This is a genomic window from Hydrogenophaga crocea (assembly GCF_011388215.1).
Taxonomy (GTDB): domain Bacteria; phylum Pseudomonadota; class Gammaproteobacteria; order Burkholderiales; family Burkholderiaceae_C; genus Hydrogenophaga; species Hydrogenophaga crocea.
The window spans coordinates 1,613,215-1,628,050 of record NZ_CP049989.1 but is presented as its reverse complement, the minus strand read 5'-3'; the positions used below and the strand labels follow the sequence as shown (position 1 = coordinate 1,628,050).

At 68.4% G+C, this 14,836-nt stretch carries 14 protein-coding genes; 9 read left to right on the top strand and 5 right to left on the bottom strand.

What is annotated here, in order from left to right; translation table 11 throughout:
* Window positions 1–40: 40 nt before the first annotated feature.
* Complete coding sequence (locus G9Q37_RS07765; RefSeq protein WP_166226645.1) at window positions 41–316, bottom strand: BolA family protein; 276 nt, start codon at window positions 314–316, stop codon at window positions 41–43.
* Window positions 313–855, bottom strand: coding sequence for a septation protein A (locus G9Q37_RS07760; protein ID WP_166226644.1), 543 nt, complete (start codon window positions 853–855; stop codon window positions 313–315). The genes G9Q37_RS07765 and G9Q37_RS07760 overlap by 4 nt, the downstream gene beginning before the upstream one ends.
* Window positions 856–935: 80 nt before the next feature.
* Here G9Q37_RS07760 and G9Q37_RS07755 point away from each other — a divergent pair, with 80 nt between their 5' ends.
* Complete coding sequence (locus tag G9Q37_RS07755) at window positions 936–1,910, top strand: YcjF family protein (RefSeq protein WP_166226643.1); 975 nt, start codon at window positions 936–938, stop codon at window positions 1,908–1,910.
* A 16-nt stretch (window positions 1,911–1,926) separates the two neighbouring features.
* Here G9Q37_RS07755 and G9Q37_RS07750 read toward each other — a convergent pair whose 3' ends face one another.
* Genes G9Q37_RS07750 through G9Q37_RS07740 form a run of 3 tightly spaced genes read right to left on the bottom strand, consistent with a single transcriptional unit; the run spans window position 1,927 to window position 4,880 of the window.
* Entirely contained in the window at window positions 1,927–2,949 is a 1,023-nt protein-coding gene (locus tag G9Q37_RS07750) for an LLM class flavin-dependent oxidoreductase (RefSeq protein ID WP_166226642.1), read from the bottom strand.
* A 4-nt stretch (window positions 2,950–2,953) separates the two neighbouring features.
* The gene (msrB, locus tag G9Q37_RS07745) at window positions 2,954–3,361 is read right to left on the bottom strand and encodes a peptide-methionine (R)-S-oxide reductase MsrB (protein WP_166226641.1); all 408 of its coding nucleotides are present in this window, start codon (window positions 3,359–3,361) and stop codon (window positions 2,954–2,956) included.
* Window positions 3,362–3,380: 19 nt separating this feature from the next.
* Window positions 3,381–4,880, bottom strand: coding sequence for a protein adenylyltransferase SelO (locus G9Q37_RS07740; protein ID WP_166226640.1), 1,500 nt, complete (start codon window positions 4,878–4,880; stop codon window positions 3,381–3,383).
* A gap of 148 nt (window positions 4,881–5,028) precedes the next feature.
* Here G9Q37_RS07740 and G9Q37_RS07735 point away from each other — a divergent pair, with 148 nt between their 5' ends.
* The 8 genes from G9Q37_RS07735 (at window position 5,029) to G9Q37_RS07700 (ending at window position 14,824) form a co-directional block, all read left to right on the top strand.
* Window positions 5,029–6,195 carry a hybrid sensor histidine kinase/response regulator gene (locus G9Q37_RS07735; RefSeq protein WP_166226639.1) on the top strand — a complete coding sequence of 389 codons (1,167 nt, stop codon included), beginning with the start codon at window positions 5,029–5,031 and terminating at the stop codon, window positions 6,193–6,195.
* A 93-nt stretch (window positions 6,196–6,288) separates the two neighbouring features.
* Window positions 6,289–7,932 carry a 3-(methylthio)propionyl-CoA ligase gene (locus G9Q37_RS07730; RefSeq protein ID WP_166226638.1) on the top strand — a complete coding sequence of 548 codons (1,644 nt, stop codon included), beginning with the start codon at window positions 6,289–6,291 and terminating at the stop codon, window positions 7,930–7,932.
* Window positions 7,933–8,073: 141 nt separating this feature from the next.
* Window positions 8,074–9,306 carry a branched-chain amino acid ABC transporter substrate-binding protein gene (locus G9Q37_RS07725; protein WP_166226637.1) on the top strand — a complete coding sequence of 411 codons (1,233 nt, stop codon included), beginning with the start codon at window positions 8,074–8,076 and terminating at the stop codon, window positions 9,304–9,306.
* An 84-nt stretch (window positions 9,307–9,390) separates the two neighbouring features.
* On the top strand, window positions 9,391–10,425 hold the full coding sequence (locus G9Q37_RS07720; protein WP_166226636.1) for a branched-chain amino acid ABC transporter permease: 1,035 nt from the start codon (window positions 9,391–9,393) through the stop codon (window positions 10,423–10,425).
* Between the two features lies 1 nt (window position 10,426).
* Window positions 10,427–11,704: a branched-chain amino acid ABC transporter permease gene (locus tag G9Q37_RS07715; RefSeq protein ID WP_166226635.1), complete on the top strand. Its 1,278-nt coding sequence runs from the start codon at window positions 10,427–10,429 to the stop codon at window positions 11,702–11,704.
* Window positions 11,701–12,489 (top strand): ABC transporter ATP-binding protein, encoded by a 789-nt coding sequence (locus G9Q37_RS07710; protein ID WP_166226634.1) that lies wholly within the window; start codon window positions 11,701–11,703, stop codon window positions 12,487–12,489. The genes G9Q37_RS07715 and G9Q37_RS07710 overlap by 4 nt, the downstream gene beginning before the upstream one ends.
* Window positions 12,489–13,184, top strand: coding sequence for an ABC transporter ATP-binding protein (locus G9Q37_RS07705; protein WP_166226633.1), 696 nt, complete (start codon window positions 12,489–12,491; stop codon window positions 13,182–13,184). Before G9Q37_RS07710 ends, G9Q37_RS07705 begins: the two co-directional genes overlap by 1 nt.
* Before the next feature lie 95 nt (window positions 13,185–13,279).
* Entirely contained in the window at window positions 13,280–14,824 is a 1,545-nt protein-coding gene (locus tag G9Q37_RS07700) for a hypothetical protein (RefSeq protein ID WP_166226632.1), read from the top strand.
* Window positions 14,825–14,836 lie beyond the last annotated feature (12 nt).

Here is a 14,836-nt window from a genome sequence, read left to right as displayed (position 1 = left end):
GGGCAGGGTTCGCGTTCGGTATGTGACAGAAGGTTGTCAGTCAGCGCTGGATTTCGATGGCCAGCGCATGCAGGCCGGCGTCGGTGAACGGGCGCAGGGCATCATACACAAGGCGATGCTGCGCCACCCGGCCCAGGCCGACAAACGCCGGCGCGGCGATTCGCACCCGGAAATGGGTGCCATAACCCATGCCGTTGGCGCCCGCATGGCCCGCGTGGGCGGCGCTTTCATCGATCACCTCGAGCGCGCTCGGGGCCAGTTGTTCGCGCAGGCGGGCCTCGATGGCGGCCGCGGTGGGGATCGCCGCCGCGGTCATGGCTTGCTCTCCGGCTCGTCCTTGAGGAAGCGCGCGATGTAGAGCCCCTGGCCGATGATGAAGGCCAGCGGGAACACATAGCCCCAGAGCTTGAAGTTCACCCACTGCTCGGTTGTCTGGTAGGCCGCGAACCAGGCGTTGATGCCGGCCATGAACAGGAAGTAGGCCACCCAGGCCACGGTGAGCCGCGCCCACACCGGCTCGGGCAGCTTGAGCTGGCTGCCCAGCAGCATCTGCAGGAAGTTCTTCTTCCAGCCCCACAGGGCCGCCGCCAGCACCACGGCCATGCCCGCGTAGAGCACCGTGGGTTTCCATTTGATGAAGCGCTCGTCCTGCAGGATCAACGTGAGCGTGCCGAACACCAGCACCAGCACCAGCGTGATCTTGTGGATGTTCTGCAGTTTGCGGTCGAGCGCATAGACGATGCCCGTCTGCACCACCGTGGCCGCCATGAGCACCCCGGTGGCGAGGTAGATGCCCTCGAACTTGTAGGCGCCGAAGAACAGCAGGATGGGGAAAAAATCGATCAGGAAGCGCATGGGCGCGATTATCCGCGGCGGCCGCGGCCGGGAACCGGCGCGGGGTTTGCGGGCTCCGACCGGCTGCCACAGGAGAACCCATGACCCCCCAGGAACAACAAGCCATCCTCACCATTGCCCTCATGGCCGCCCTGGCCGACGGCGACAAGGCCGACGCCGAGCGCGAGAGCATCCGCGGCATCGCGGAATCGCTGGGCGGCGCGGGCGGCGCCGCCGGCCTGGCCCGCGTGTACCAGGACGTGCTGCTGCGCCGCGTGGATGTGTCCGCTGCGGTTGCCAGCCTAGCCGACGCGGACCAGCGTGAACTCGCCTACGAGATGGCGGTTTGCGTGTGCGAGGCCGACGGCGCGCGCAGCGCGGCCGAAGCGGCCTTTCTGAGCGACCTGAAGGCCCGGCTCCAGCCCGACGCCGCCGCGTCCGCGGCTTTCGAGAAGACCGAGGCCGAGCTGGTGCAGGCGGCGGCGGTGGCCGCGCCGGCGGGGGTGGCCACCTCGGCCGCCACGGCCGACACCGCCACGGCTGGCGAACGCCGCGGCCCCGACAGCACGGCGCTCGACAAATCCATCCTGAACTACGCGCTGCTCAATGGCGCGCTGGAACTGCTGCCGCAGTCGTGGGCGTCGATGGCGATCATCCCGCTGCAGGTGAAGATGGTCTACGAGATCGGCAAGGCGCACGGCGTGGAGCTCGACCAGGGCCACATCCGCGAATTCATCGCGGCGGTGGGGGTGGGGCTGACCTCGCAGTACCTGGAGCAGTTCGGCCGCAAGCTGATCGGCGGGCTGCTGGGCAAGGCGGCGGGGCGCACCCTCGGCGGGGTGGGGCGCGCGGCCACGGGCATGGCGTTCTCGTTCGCCACCACCTATGCGCTGGGGCAGGTGGCCAAGCGCTACTACGCCGGTGGCCGGCAGATGAACACGGCCTTGCTCAAGCAGACGTTCCAGGACCTGCTGGGCCCGGCGAAGCAGATGCAGCAGCAGTACCTGCCGCAGATCCAGCAGAAGGCGTCGACCTTGGACGCGGCGTCGGTGATGGCGATGGTGCGGGGGCGCTGAGGCGGCCTGAGCCGGCTCAGGCCGGCACCGCGGCGGCCCCTTCGCGCATCGCCACCGCGGCGATGTCGAGCGAGCGCAAGCGCAGCGCCGGGTCGAACACGTCGCTCACCAGGATGAACTCGTCGGCTTCGGTGAGGTCGGCCAGGCGCTGCAGGCCGCTGCGCACCGCGTCGGGCCCGCCGATCACCGCCGCGGCGAGGAAGTCGCCGATGCCCTGGCGCTCGTGCGGCGCGAGCGAGGCCACGTAGTTCTCGCGCGGCGGCGGCAGTTGCCCGCGCCGGCCCGTGAGGATGCCCAGCACGCGCTGGTAGGTGCTGCTCGCCAGGTACTCCGCTTCATCGTCGGTGGGCGCGGCGATCAGTGGCACGCCGATCGCCGCGTAGGGCTTGGCCAGCGTGGCCGAGGGCTGGAACTCGGCGCGGTAGATCTCGAGCGCCTGCAACAGCATGCGCGGCGCGAAGTGCGAGGCGAACGCGAAGGGCAGGCCGCGCTGGGCCGCGAGGCGGGCCGAGAACAGGCTGGAGCCCAGCAGCCAGATCGGCACGTTCGTGCCCTGGCCCGGCATGGCCACCACGCGCTGGCCCGGCTGCACCGGGCCCAGGAAGGCCTGCAGCTCGGCCACGTCGCGCGGAAAGTCGTCCTCGGTTTCCACGCGGTCGCGGCGCAGCGCGCGCATGGTCAGGCCGTCGGTGCCGGGCGCGCGGCCCAGGCCCAGGTCGATGCGGCCCGGGTAGATCGAGGCCAGGGTGCCGAAGGCCTCGGCCACCACCAGCGGCGCGTGGTTGGGCAGCATCACGCCGCCCGAGCCCACGCGGATGCGTTTCGTGGCCCCGGCGATGTGGCCCACGAGCACGGCCGTGGCCGAGCTCGCGATGCCGCTCATGTTGTGGTGCTCGGCGAGCCAGTAGCGCGTGAAGCCCAGTTGCTCGGCGTGCTGCGCGGTGCGCGTGGCGATGGCGATGGCGTCGGCCACGGTGCCGCCTTCGCGCACGGCCACAAGATCGAGCATGGAGAGGCGGATGTCGGCAAGGCGGGCCATGGGTTCACTTCTCCTGCAGGTCGATGGCGGCCGAGTTCATGCAGTAGCGCAGGCCGGTGGGCGCAGGGCCGTCTTCGAACACGTGGCCCAGGTGGGCGCCGCACTGGCTGCACACGGTTTCGGTGCGCACCATGCCGTGGCTGCGGTCGACGATCTCGGTGATCGCGCCCGGCACGGCCTTCCAGAAGCTGGGCCAGCCGCAGCCGGCGTCGAACTTGGTGCCGGCGTCGAACAGGTGGTTGCCGCAACAGATGCAGTGGTAACTGCCGTCGGCCCAGATCTCTTCGTACTTGCCGGTGAAGGGGCGCTCGGTGTGGGCCTGGCGTGTGACCTCGAAGGCGCGCGGCTCGGCGCCCTTGGCGGCCAGGATCTCGCGCCACTCGGCGTCGGTCTTTTTGATGGGGAAGTCCATGTCGCGGGCTCCTTTCGGGTCAGGAAGAACAGCTGATCTCGATCTGTTGCGCCCAATCGGGCGGGAAAGCGGCGAGGTCGTCTTCGCCCTCACGATCGTCGAAGGGCGCGGCCAGCGCCTGCTGCAGCCGCCGCACCTCGGTGAAATCGCCTTGCTGGGCGCGCTCGATGGCGATCTGGCCCAGGTGGTTGCGCAGCACGATGCGCGGGTTCACGCGGCGCATGGCCGCGGCCGTGGCGGCGGCGTCGAAGCCGGGCTGGGACTGCAGCCGCTCGCGCCAGCGTTCGGCCCAGGCGTCGAAGGCCTCGCGCTGCAGGAACAGGTCGCGCACCGGCGCGCTGTCGCCGGCCACCGCGTCACACAGGCGGCGGAAGCAGATGGTGAAGTCGACCGCGTCCCGGGCCATGAGCTGCATCAGGGCCTCGACCAGTTCGGCGTCGCCCTCGGCCGTGGCCTGCAGGCCGAGCTTGGCGCCCATGCGGCGCGTGAGCGCGGCCGGGAACAGGGCCTTGTAGGGCTCGAGCGCGTCCAGCGCCTGCTGCTGCTCGTCCATCAGCGGCAGCAGGGCCTGGCCCAGACAGAACAGGTTCCAGTAGGCGATGTTGGGCTGGCGGTGGTAGGCGTAGCGCCCGCCGTGGTCGCTGTGGTTGCAGACGTGGGCGGGGTTGAAGGCGTCCATGAACTGGAACGGGCCGTAGTCGATGGTGAGCCCGAGGATGCTCATGTTGTCGGTGTTCATCACCCCGTGGCAGAAGCCCACGGCCTGCCACTGCGCCAGCAGCGCCGCCGTGCGCGCGCTCACGGCCTCGAGCAGGTTCGCGTAGGCGTTGCCTGCGGCGCTGCGGCAGTCGGGGTAGTGGCGGTCGATCACGAAGTCGGCGAGCCGGCGCAGCTCGGGTGTGAGGCCGTTGGCCGAGAAGTGTTCGAAGTGGCCGAAGCGCACGAAGCTGGGCGCCACGCGCGCGACCACGGCGGCGGTCTCCACGGTCTCGCGGATCACGGGCTGCGGCGAGCCCGTGAGGCTGAGCGCGCGCGTGGTGGGAATGCCCAGGCCGTGCATGGCCTCGCTGCACAGGTACTCGCGGATCGAGCTGCGCAGCACGGCACGGCCATCGCCCATGCGCGAGTAGCGCGTAAGGCCGGCGCCCTTGAGCTGCACCTCGATCGGCCCCTGGGGCGTGCGCAGTTCGCCGAGCAGGATGGCGCGGCCGTCGCCGAGCTGGCCGGCCCAGACGCCGAACTGGTGGCCGCTGTACACGGTGGCCACGGGCCGGGTGCCCGCGATGGGCCGCGAGCCGCTCAGCGCGGCCACGGCCTCGGGCCCGGTCAGGCGGGCGGGATCGAAGCCGAGCTCGCGCGCCAGCGGCGCATTCAGCGCCACCAGCTGCGTCTCGGGCAGGGCGGTGGGCGGGGTGTCGGTGTGGAAGGCGGGCCCCAGATCGGCAAAGCCGGCGTGCCAGGCGGGGCCGAGGTCCAGCGCGTCGGCGGCGTGGGCGGGGGCGGCGAGCGCGGTGTTCATGGGCGATATTGTCGGCCGGGCGTGTAATCCGGCATGGTCTCAGGGCCTTGTGTGCGGTCCACCCCGCCGCAATGTTGACAATGCGCGGTTTGGTGGGGGCGTGTTCCAGGCCCGCGCCGGGGGACCCACAACGAGATGAACACCGACCATGCGCACTGACGCCCGCGCAATTCTTTTCGTCGACGACGAAGCCTTGTCGCGCAAATGGTTCGAGCGCTGCTTCAGCGACGAATTCGAGATCGCCAGCGCCGCCAGCGTGGACGAGGCGCTGGCCCTGCTGGCCGCGCGCGGCGACGACTTCGCGGTGCTGATCACCGACTACCGCATGCCCGGCCAGGACGGCATGAAGCTGCTGGCGCGCGCGCGGCGCGATTACCGCCACCTGGTGCGCATGCTGGTCACGGCCTATGCCGAAAAAGACGTGGCCATGGCCGCGATCAACCAGGGCCACGTGCTGCGCATCCTGGAAAAGCCGCTCGAAGACGCGCTCACGCGCGAAGCGCTGCGCGAGGCGCTGGCGCTGTTTCGCAGCACCGCGGTGGAGCGCGCGCTCAACGAAAGCCGGGCCGCGGGCCTGCGCGAAACCCTGGGATTTCTCGCGCACGAACTCAACACCCCGCTCACCACGGTGCGCGGCAGCGTGGGCGCGGTGATCGAGCGGCTGCGCCCCGCGCAGCCCGGCGACCTGCCCGGCACGGTGCGCTTCGAAGAGGGGCAGCCCGGCGAGGTGCTGTCGGCGCTGCAACGCGCCGAGCGCCGGGCGCTGTACTGCCAGTCGCTGGTGTCGACCTTCGTGCAGTCGGCGCGCGACGCCCACCCGGGCGCGCAGCCGCAGACCGTGAGCGCCAGCGGCCTGATCGGCGCCTTGCTCGACGAATACCCGTTCGACGACACCGAGCGCCAGTGGGTGCACACGCGGGTGCAGCGCGACTTCCGCCTGCCGGGCCGGCGCGACCTGCTGTACCTGGTGCTGTGCACGCTCGCCAAGAACGCGCTGCAGGCCTTGCGCGGCCGGCTCGCGCCCGAGCTGTGCATCGAGGCCGGTTGCGAGGACGGCCCCCTGGGCCCGCATGCCTGGATCCGCTTCACCGACAACGGCCCGGGCATCGCGCCCGAGGTGCTGTCGCGGCTCACGCGCGAGCCCGTGACCACACGCGCGGCCTCGGGCGGCAACGGCATGGGACTGATGTTCTGCCAGCGCGTGATGCAGGCCGCCGGCGGCACGGTGCGCGTGGCGTCGACCGAAGGGCAGGGCACGCGGGTGGAGCTGGGGTTCGAACGCAACGTGATGCCCGCCGCGCCCGGTTCTGCCTGAGCATTTCTGTTGCCTTCGGGACAACCCCGGCGCGAAAAGGCCGAAGGGCGGGCTAGCATGGCCGCACCCCTTCAAAACTCCGGAGACCTTCACATGCTGGGCCAGATGCAGAGCCAACCGCTGCTGATTTCCAACCTCATCGTGCATGCCGAGCGGCACCACGGCAGCACCGAGATCGTCTCGCGCCGGGTCGAGGGCGACATCCACCGCTCCAACTGGGCCACGGTGGCGCGCCGCTCGCGCCAGGTGGCGAACGCGCTCGACGCCCTGGGCCTGGCCTTCGGCGACCGCGTGGCCACGCTGGCCTGGAACGGCTACCGCCACCTCGAGCTCTACTTCGGCGTGAGCGGCACCGGCCGCGTGCTGCACACCCTGAACCCGCGCCTTCACCCCGAGCAGCTGGTGTGGATCGCCAACCACGCCGAGGACAAGGCGCTGTGCTTCGACATGAGCTTCCTGCCGCTGGTGAAGGCGGTCTGGAGCAAGTGCTCCACGGTGAAACACTGGATCGCGCTGTGCGAGGCCGACGCGCTGCCCGCCGACCACGGCATCCCCGGCCTGGTGAGTTACGAGGCCTGGATCGCGGGCCAGAAGGACAGCTACGTGTGGCCCGAGTTCGACGAGAACAGCGCCTCCAGCATGTGCTACACGAGCGGCACCACGGGCAACCCCAAGGCCGCGCTGTACTCGCACCGCTCCACGCTGCTGCACGCCTACGGCGCGGCGCTGCCCGACGCCCTGGGCTGCTCGGCGCGCGACGCCATCCTGCCCGTGGTGCCCATGTTCCATGTGAACGCGTGGGGCCTGCCGTACTCCGGCGCGGCCGTGGGCTGCAAGCTGGTGTTCCCGGGCCCCGCGCTCGACGGCAAGTCCGTCTACGAACTGATCGAGGCCGAGAAGGTGACCATGGCCGCGGGCGTGCCCACGGTGTGGCAGATGCTGCTGGGCCACCTGCAGCAGAACGGCCTGAAGTTCAGCACCTTGAAGCGCACCGTCATCGGCGGCTCGGCCTGCCCGCCCGCCATGATCAAGGCCTTCAACGACCAGTACGGCGTCGAAGTGCTGCACGCCTGGGGCATGACCGAGATGTCGCCGCTGGGCACGGTGTGCCACCTCAAGAACGCGCAGCTCGACCTCTCGCCCGCCGAGCAGATGGCGGTGCGCCTCAAGCAGGGCCGCGCGGTGTTCGGCGTCGACATGAAGATCGTCGACGAGGCGGGCCAGGAGCTGCCCTGGGACGGCAAGACCTACGGCGACCTGCTGGTGCGCGGGCCCTGGATCATTGCGAGCTACTTCAAGGGCGAGGGCGGTGACCCGCTGCGCTACGACGAGCAGGGCCGCGGCTGGTTCCCCACGGGCGACGTGGCCGTGATCGACGCCGACGGCTTCATGCAGATCACCGACCGCAGCAAGGACGTGATCAAGTCGGGCGGCGAATGGATCAGCTCGATCGACGTCGAGAACATCGCCATGGCGCACCCGGCCGTGGCCATGGCGGCGTGCATCGGCATGAAGCACCCCAAGTGGGACGAACGTCCCATCGTGGTGGTGGTGAAGAAACCCGGGGCCGAGGTCACGCGCGCCGAACTGCTGCAGTTCTACGAGGGCAAGACCGCCAAGTGGCAGATCCCCGACGACGTGGTCTTCGTCGAGGCGATCCCGCTCGGCGCCACCGGCAAGATGCAGAAGATGACGCTGCGCCAGCAGCTCAAGGACTACGTGCTGCCGGGCCTGTGAGCCCGCCTTGAAAGACCTGTAACCGTCCGGGTGTCGCCTGCGGGATAGGAGCGCGGGCAATCCCTGAAACGGGCCACCGCGGTAACGACTTACGCTGCGGCGGTGTTCCCGGATCAACAGGTTCTTTCAAGGAGACAAGCGATGAAGTGGTGCATGAAGTCCGTGGCGGGTGCCGCCATGCTGGTGGCCGCCGGCGCCGTGTTCGCCCAGGCCGGAGAAACGGTGAAGATGGTTCGCATCGACCCGCTGACCGGCCTGCTCGGGCCTGTGGGGGTGAGCCAGTTCAAGGGCTACCAGTTCTTCGCCGAGAAGTTCAGCGGCAAGGGCAACCCCGCGGGCGTGAAGTTCGAGATCACCTCGATCGACAACAAGCTGAGCCCGGCCGAAAGCCTGAACGCGCTCAAGGCCGCGATCGACCAGGGCGCGCGCTACATCATCCAGGGCAACGGCTCGTCGGTGGCGCTGGCGCTGGCCGACGCGGTGGAAAAGCACAACGCGCGCAACCCCGGCAAAGAGGTGCTGTATCTCAACGACTCGGCGGTCGACCCCGACCTGACCAACAGCAAGTGCAGCTACTGGCACTTCCGCTTCGACGCCGACACCTCCATGAAGATGGAGGCCATGTCCAGCTTCATCGCCAAGCGGCCCGACATCAAGAAGGTCTACCTGCTCAACCAGAACTACTCGCACGGCCACCAGGTCGTGAAGTTCGCCAAAGAGACGCTGGGCCGCAAGCGCCCGGACATCCAGATCGTGGGCGAAGACCTGCACCCGCTCGCGCAGACGCGCGACTTCGCGCCCTACATCGCCAAGATCAAGGCCTCGGGCGCCGACACCGTGATCACCGGCAACTGGGGCTCGGACCTCTCGCTGCTCATCAAGGCCGCCAACGAGAACGGTTTCAACGGCAACTTCTTCACCTACTACGCGGGCGTCACCGGCACGCCCACCGCGCTCGGCACCAACGGCGCCGGCCGCGTGTACCAGATCGCCTACAACCACTACAACATGGGTGGGCAGATGGACAAGTGGATGAAGGAGTTCAACCAGAAGTACAACGACGACTTCTACACCGGCTCCACCATCCGCATCTTCGAGATGCTGGGCGCGGCCATGGCCAAGGCCAAGTCGACCGACCCGGTGAAGGTGGCGGCGGCGCTCGAAGGCCTGGAGGTCAAGAGCTTCAACGGCGAAGTGCAGATGCGCAAGACCGACCACCAGCTGCAGCAGCCGCTGTACATGTCGGTGTGGCAGAAGGCCGACGCCAAGTACCCGTACAGTCCCGAGAAGACCGGCATGACGCTGGCGCCGGTGGCCGAGTACCCGAACTACGTGTCGAGCACGCCCACGAGCTGCCAGATGAAGCGCCCCTGACGCGCCGGCGTCAGACCCACAGAGCCCGACACGGGGTGCCGTTTCGGGCTCTTTGATTTCACCGACCAGGAGAGGTCCGAGGGAATGGAGTTTTTCATCATCTCGATGCTGAACGGGCTCAGCTACGGGCTGCTGCTGTTCATGCTCAGCTCGGGGCTCACGCTGATCTTCAGCATGATGGGCGTGCTCAACTTCGCGCACGCGAGCTTCTACATGCTGGGCGCCTACGTGGGCTACTCGGTGGCGCAGTTCGTGGGCTTCTGGCCGGCGCTGCTCATCGCACCCGTCGTGGTGGGGCTGCTGGGCGCGGCCTTCGAGCGCCAGTGCCTGCGCAAGGTGCACAAGTTCGGCCACGTGCCCGAGCTGCTCGTCACCTTCGGCCTGTCCTACGTGATCGTCGAGATCGTGCAGCTCGTGTGGGGCCGCATCGCGGTGGAATTCCGCCCGCCCGAGGTGCTGCGCGGCCCGGTGTTCACCCTCATCAACCACTCCATCGACGGCATGCGCCTGGTGTGGGGCAGCGCGCCGGCCGAGCTGTGCAGCGCGGCCGACGCCGCGGTGCGCGTGGTGTGCTCGCCGTTTCCGGCCACGCGCGGCTTCATGATGCTGGTGGCCGTGGTCATGCTGCTGTCGGTGTGGCTGCTGCTCACGCGCACGCGCATCGGCCTGGTGATCCAGGCCGCGCTCACCCACCCCGAGGCGGTGGAATCGCTGGGCCACAACGTGCCACGCGTGTTCATGCTGGTGTTCGGCGCGGGCTCGGCGCTTGCGGGCCTGGCCGGCGTGATCGGCGGCAGCACCTTCCTCACCGAGCCGGCCATGGCGGCCACCGTGGGTTCGGTGATCTTCGTGGTGGTGGTGGTGGGCGGCATGGGCTCGCTCTCGGGCGCCTTCGTGGCCTCGCTGCTGATCGGCGTGATCCAGACCTTCGCCGTGGCCTTCGAGTACTCGCTGCTCACGCTGCTCGAACAGCTCGGCATGCCACTGTCGGACGCGCTGCGCAACAACTCCTACATCAAGCTCACCCTGTCGCAAGTGGCGCCCATCCTGCCGTACCTGTTCCTGGTGCTGATCCTGATCTTCCGCCCGCGCGGTCTGCTCGGAAAGCGGGAGGGCTGACATGAAAGCACGGTCCTCGCGCTTCGCGCGCACCGCGATCTGGGGCGGCTTCGCGCTGCTGCTGGTCATTGCGCCCATGCTCTTCAGCAGCGGCCTCGCGCTCACTGTGCTGTCGCAGATGGGCATCGCGATCATCGCCTGCCTGTCCTACAACATGCTGTTCGGCCAGGGCGGCATGCTCAGCTTCGGCCACGCGGTGTACACCGGCCTGGGCTCGTTCATGGCCATCCACGCGCTCAACCGCGTCACCGAAGGCGCGCTGCAGATGCCGGTGTCGCTGATCCCGCTGGTGGGCGGCGTGGCCGGCCTGGGCTTTGCGGTGCTGTTCGGCTACGTCACCACGCGCAAGGCCGGCACCACCTTCGCCATGATCACGCTCGGCCTGGGCGAGCTGGTGTTCGCGCTGGCGCTCATGATCCCCGAGTTCTTCGGCGGCGAGGGCGGGGTGTCGGGCAACCGCATGGCGGGCCAGCCCTTCATGGGCATCACCTTCGGCCCGCAGATCCAGGTGTATTACCTGATCGCGGTCTACACCTTCGTGTGCGTGGCCGCCATGTACGCCTTCACGCACACGCCGCTGGGCCGCATGCTCAACGCCGTGCGCGACAACCCCGAGCGGGTGGAGTTCGTGGGCTACGACACGCAGAAGGTGCGCTACTTCGCCTTCATCATCGCGGGCTTCTTCGCGGGCATCTCGGGCGGGCTGGCCGCGCTGAACTTCGAGATCGTGACCGCCGAGGTGGTGGGCGCGGCGCGCTCAGGCGCCTACCTGCTGTTCACCTTCCTGGGCGGCGCCACCTTCTTCTTCGGCCCCATCATCGGCGGCGTGCTCATGGTGCTGGCCTTCGTGCTGCTGTCCGAGCTCACCAAGGCCTGGCTGCTCTACCTGGGCCTGATCTTCCTGTTCATGGTGATCTACGCGCCCGGCGGCATCGCGAGCCTGATCATGATGAACCTGCGCGTGGCCGCCTTCGGCCGGCTGCGCGAGCTGCTGTGGCGCTACCTGGCGCTGTTCGCCACCGGCAGCCTCATGCTGCTCGGCGCGGCCGCGGTGATCGAAATGGTCTACCACCTGCAGCTCAGCACCACGCTGGGCGACGAGCTGCGCTTCCTGGGCCTCACGCTGCACGCGCGCGGCATGGCCAGCTGGGCCGGCGCGCTGGCGGCCACCGCCGTGGGCTTCGGTCTGTTCGAGTTCGTGCGCCGCGGTTTCGTGCGCCACTGGGGCGCCATCCAGGAAGACATCGAGAACCGCCTGCAGCAAAGGAGCGCGGCATGAGCGCCGGCACCCCGACCACCCCGGCGCTGGAGCTGCGCGACCTGCGCAAGCGCTTCGGCAAGACCGAGATCATCCGCGGCGTGAACCTGGCCGTGAACGCGGGCGAGCGCGTGGCCATCATCGGCCCCAACGGCGCCGGCAAGTCCACGCTGTTCAACCTCATCAGCGGGCGCTTCGCGCCCACGAGCGGCGAGGTGCTGCTCAACGGCCAGCGCATCGACGGCAAACGCCCGTTCGAGATCAACCGCGCGGGGCTGTCGCGCAGCTTCCAGATCACCAACATCTTCCCCAAACTCAGCGTATTCGAGAACCTGCGCTGCGGGGTGTTGTGGAGCCTGGGCTACCGCTACAGCTTCCTCAAGTTCCTGTCGCGCCTGCACGACGCCAACGAGCGCGCCGAGCAGCTGCTGCGCATGATCCACCTGGAGCGCAAGCGCGACGTGCTGGCCATGAACCTCACCTACGCCGAGCAGCGCGCGCTCGAGATCGGCATCACCATCGCGGGCGGGGCCGACGTGGTGCTGCTCGACGAACCCACCGCGGGCATGAGCAAGAGCGAGACCGCGCGCTTCATCGACCTCATCAAGGAGGTGACCGTGGGCAAGACCCTGCTCACCGTGGAGCACGACATGGGCGTGGTCTTCGGCCTGGCCGATCGCATCGCCGTGGTGGTGTATGGCGAGGTGCTGGCCTTCGACACGCCCGACGCCGTGCGCGCGAACGCGCGCGTTCAAGAGGCCTACCTCGGCTCGCACGTGGCCGACGCCCAGGGAGCGGGGCACTGATGCTGAACATCCGGAACCTGCACGCCTACTACGGCAAAAGCCATGTGCTGCATGGCGTGAACCTCGAGGTCGGGGCCGGCGAGATCGTGGCCCTGCTGGGGCGCAACGGCTCGGGCCGATCCACCACCGCCAAGGCCGTGATGGGCCTGGTGGAATGCGAGGGCAGCGTGGAATGGAAGGGGCAGCAGATCGTGGGCCGCAAGGCCTACGAAGTGGCCCACCTGGGCCTGGGCTACGTGCCCGAGAACCGCGACATCTTTCCCACGCTCACCGTGCACCAGAACCTCATGCTGGGTCAGAAGGGCAAAGGCAAGGGCTCGCGCTGGGGCTTCGACGACATGTACGCCATGTTCCCGCGCCTGAAGGAACGCCAGCACACCGAAGCGGGCGTGCTCTCGGGCGGCGAGCAGCAGATGCTCACGCTGTGCCGCACGCTCATGGGCGACCCCGATCTCATCATCATCGACGAGCCCACCGAGGGCCTGGCGCCCAAGATCGTGGAGCTTGTGGCCGAGTACCTGCAAAAGCTCAAGGCGCGCGGCATTTCGGTGCTGCTGATCGAGCAGAAGCTCACCATCGCCATGAGCATCTCCGACCGTGTGCTCGTGATGGGGCACGGCAGCATCGTGTTCGAAGGCACACCCGAGCAGCTCAAGGCCGATCCTGCGGTGCGCAAGGAGTGGCTGGAGGTGTGACGCGCAGGCGGCGCACGGATTGACGGGCGGCGCGGAACCCGCCTGGGGAGGGGGAGACACAAGGGGCTCTTTGTTGTCACCAGGAAGGAACCCCCATGATCAAAGCCAGCCGGCCCGTCTACTCAAGCCCGCCCAGCCGCCAAAGCGCGGCGCTCCCTCCCTCCGAACAGGCCAGGCAGCACGCGGCGTGTCAGGCACTGGGTGATGTCTTGCGAAAGCGCGACTGCGAGATCCGCGACCTCGAACTGCAGGATTCAGGCTCGCCGCTGCACATCTTCGAATGCCTGCCGTTCAACACGAGCCTGGTGTCCTTGAACATCGAGCACACCCGCAAGCTCGACGACACAAGCGCCACCTTCAAGCCCCTCGAGCCGCAGGACTACCAGTACCTCGTGGAGTGTCTTGAGCAGCGTTCCCCGCAGCGGCCGCTGGAGCTGCTGTACGCACCCGGCAACGCCTTCACGGTCGATCAGCTCGATCGGCTGGCCCACAGCGGCACCGCCGTGATTCCGACGGAAACGCCACCGCCACGCCCCGAAGGCCCTGCGGCCCCGCGTGCGCCGGACATGCTGCAGCTGCCCCTGCCGCCCAACGTGCTCACCAAGACCTACCTGAACACCGGGGGCATAGCGTTGGTTTTGGTTCATCTGATCGAGACCCATCAAAGCCACATTGCGCTGACGGGCACGCATGTGACGCTCGCGGGCTGCATTCAATTGGAGATCCTGCTCTCTTCCAGCGCGGACACGGTGCTCAGCCTCGATCTGCGCGGCGCCAAGGTCGATCGCCTCGACCTGCTGCTCAAAGGCCTCGAGATGCGCACCCAGCCCCTGGACACCTTGTGGATCGACGCCTTCGTGCTCAACACGGATGACCACTGGATCGCGCTGGTGCAATTGCTCATGCACCAGAAGATCCGTGAGCTCGTGATCAACCCCGAAGCCCTGACGGAGCGTCAGGCAATCCAGAAGCGCAACCTTCAAAAGATGCCGGAATTGGCCCGACGTCTCGCCTTGCAGGGCGTGAAGATCTGGCAAGGCGATCGCTGCATCCACCCCGCCGAGGCCCGGCCTGAACGCCCGTCTTCGTCGAAACCGCCTGTCATGCACAGCCCCGTGCCCGATGCGAGGCCGAGCGATGCCATCCTGGAAGACCACGCGCTTGTCGAGTGTCTTCGCCGACGCGACAGCGCGGCCTTGGCCCGCCACCTGTCTGCCAGCAATGCCACGCTGCGCTGGCCCTACGCTTCCATGGATTGGGCCGATGCCAGCCGCGTGGGCTACGCGCTGTGCGACCAAGCGGATTGCCTCCTGGGCCTCGACCTGTCGGCCTGCACCTACTACGAGCCTGCGCCATCGAAATGGAAGCTGTTGCCCAGCGACTCAACGGCCATCTCGAAGCTGCTGCACGAGCTCGATCAACGCCTGGCCATCAAACCCAGCGCCCACCTGCAGCTGCTGGCGCTCAATGCCGACAGCCTCAGGAAGAGCGACTGGGCAAACCTCAAGGCGCTGGTCAAGGAAGGGGCCATCCTGAAACTGAAATTCAGCGGCACCAACGACAAGACCCGGGCGAAGATCGAGCGGCTGCTCGAAGCCGTCCTGGCCGCCGGCTCACCGACGCTGATCAGCCACGACTGAGCCTGCGCGCCG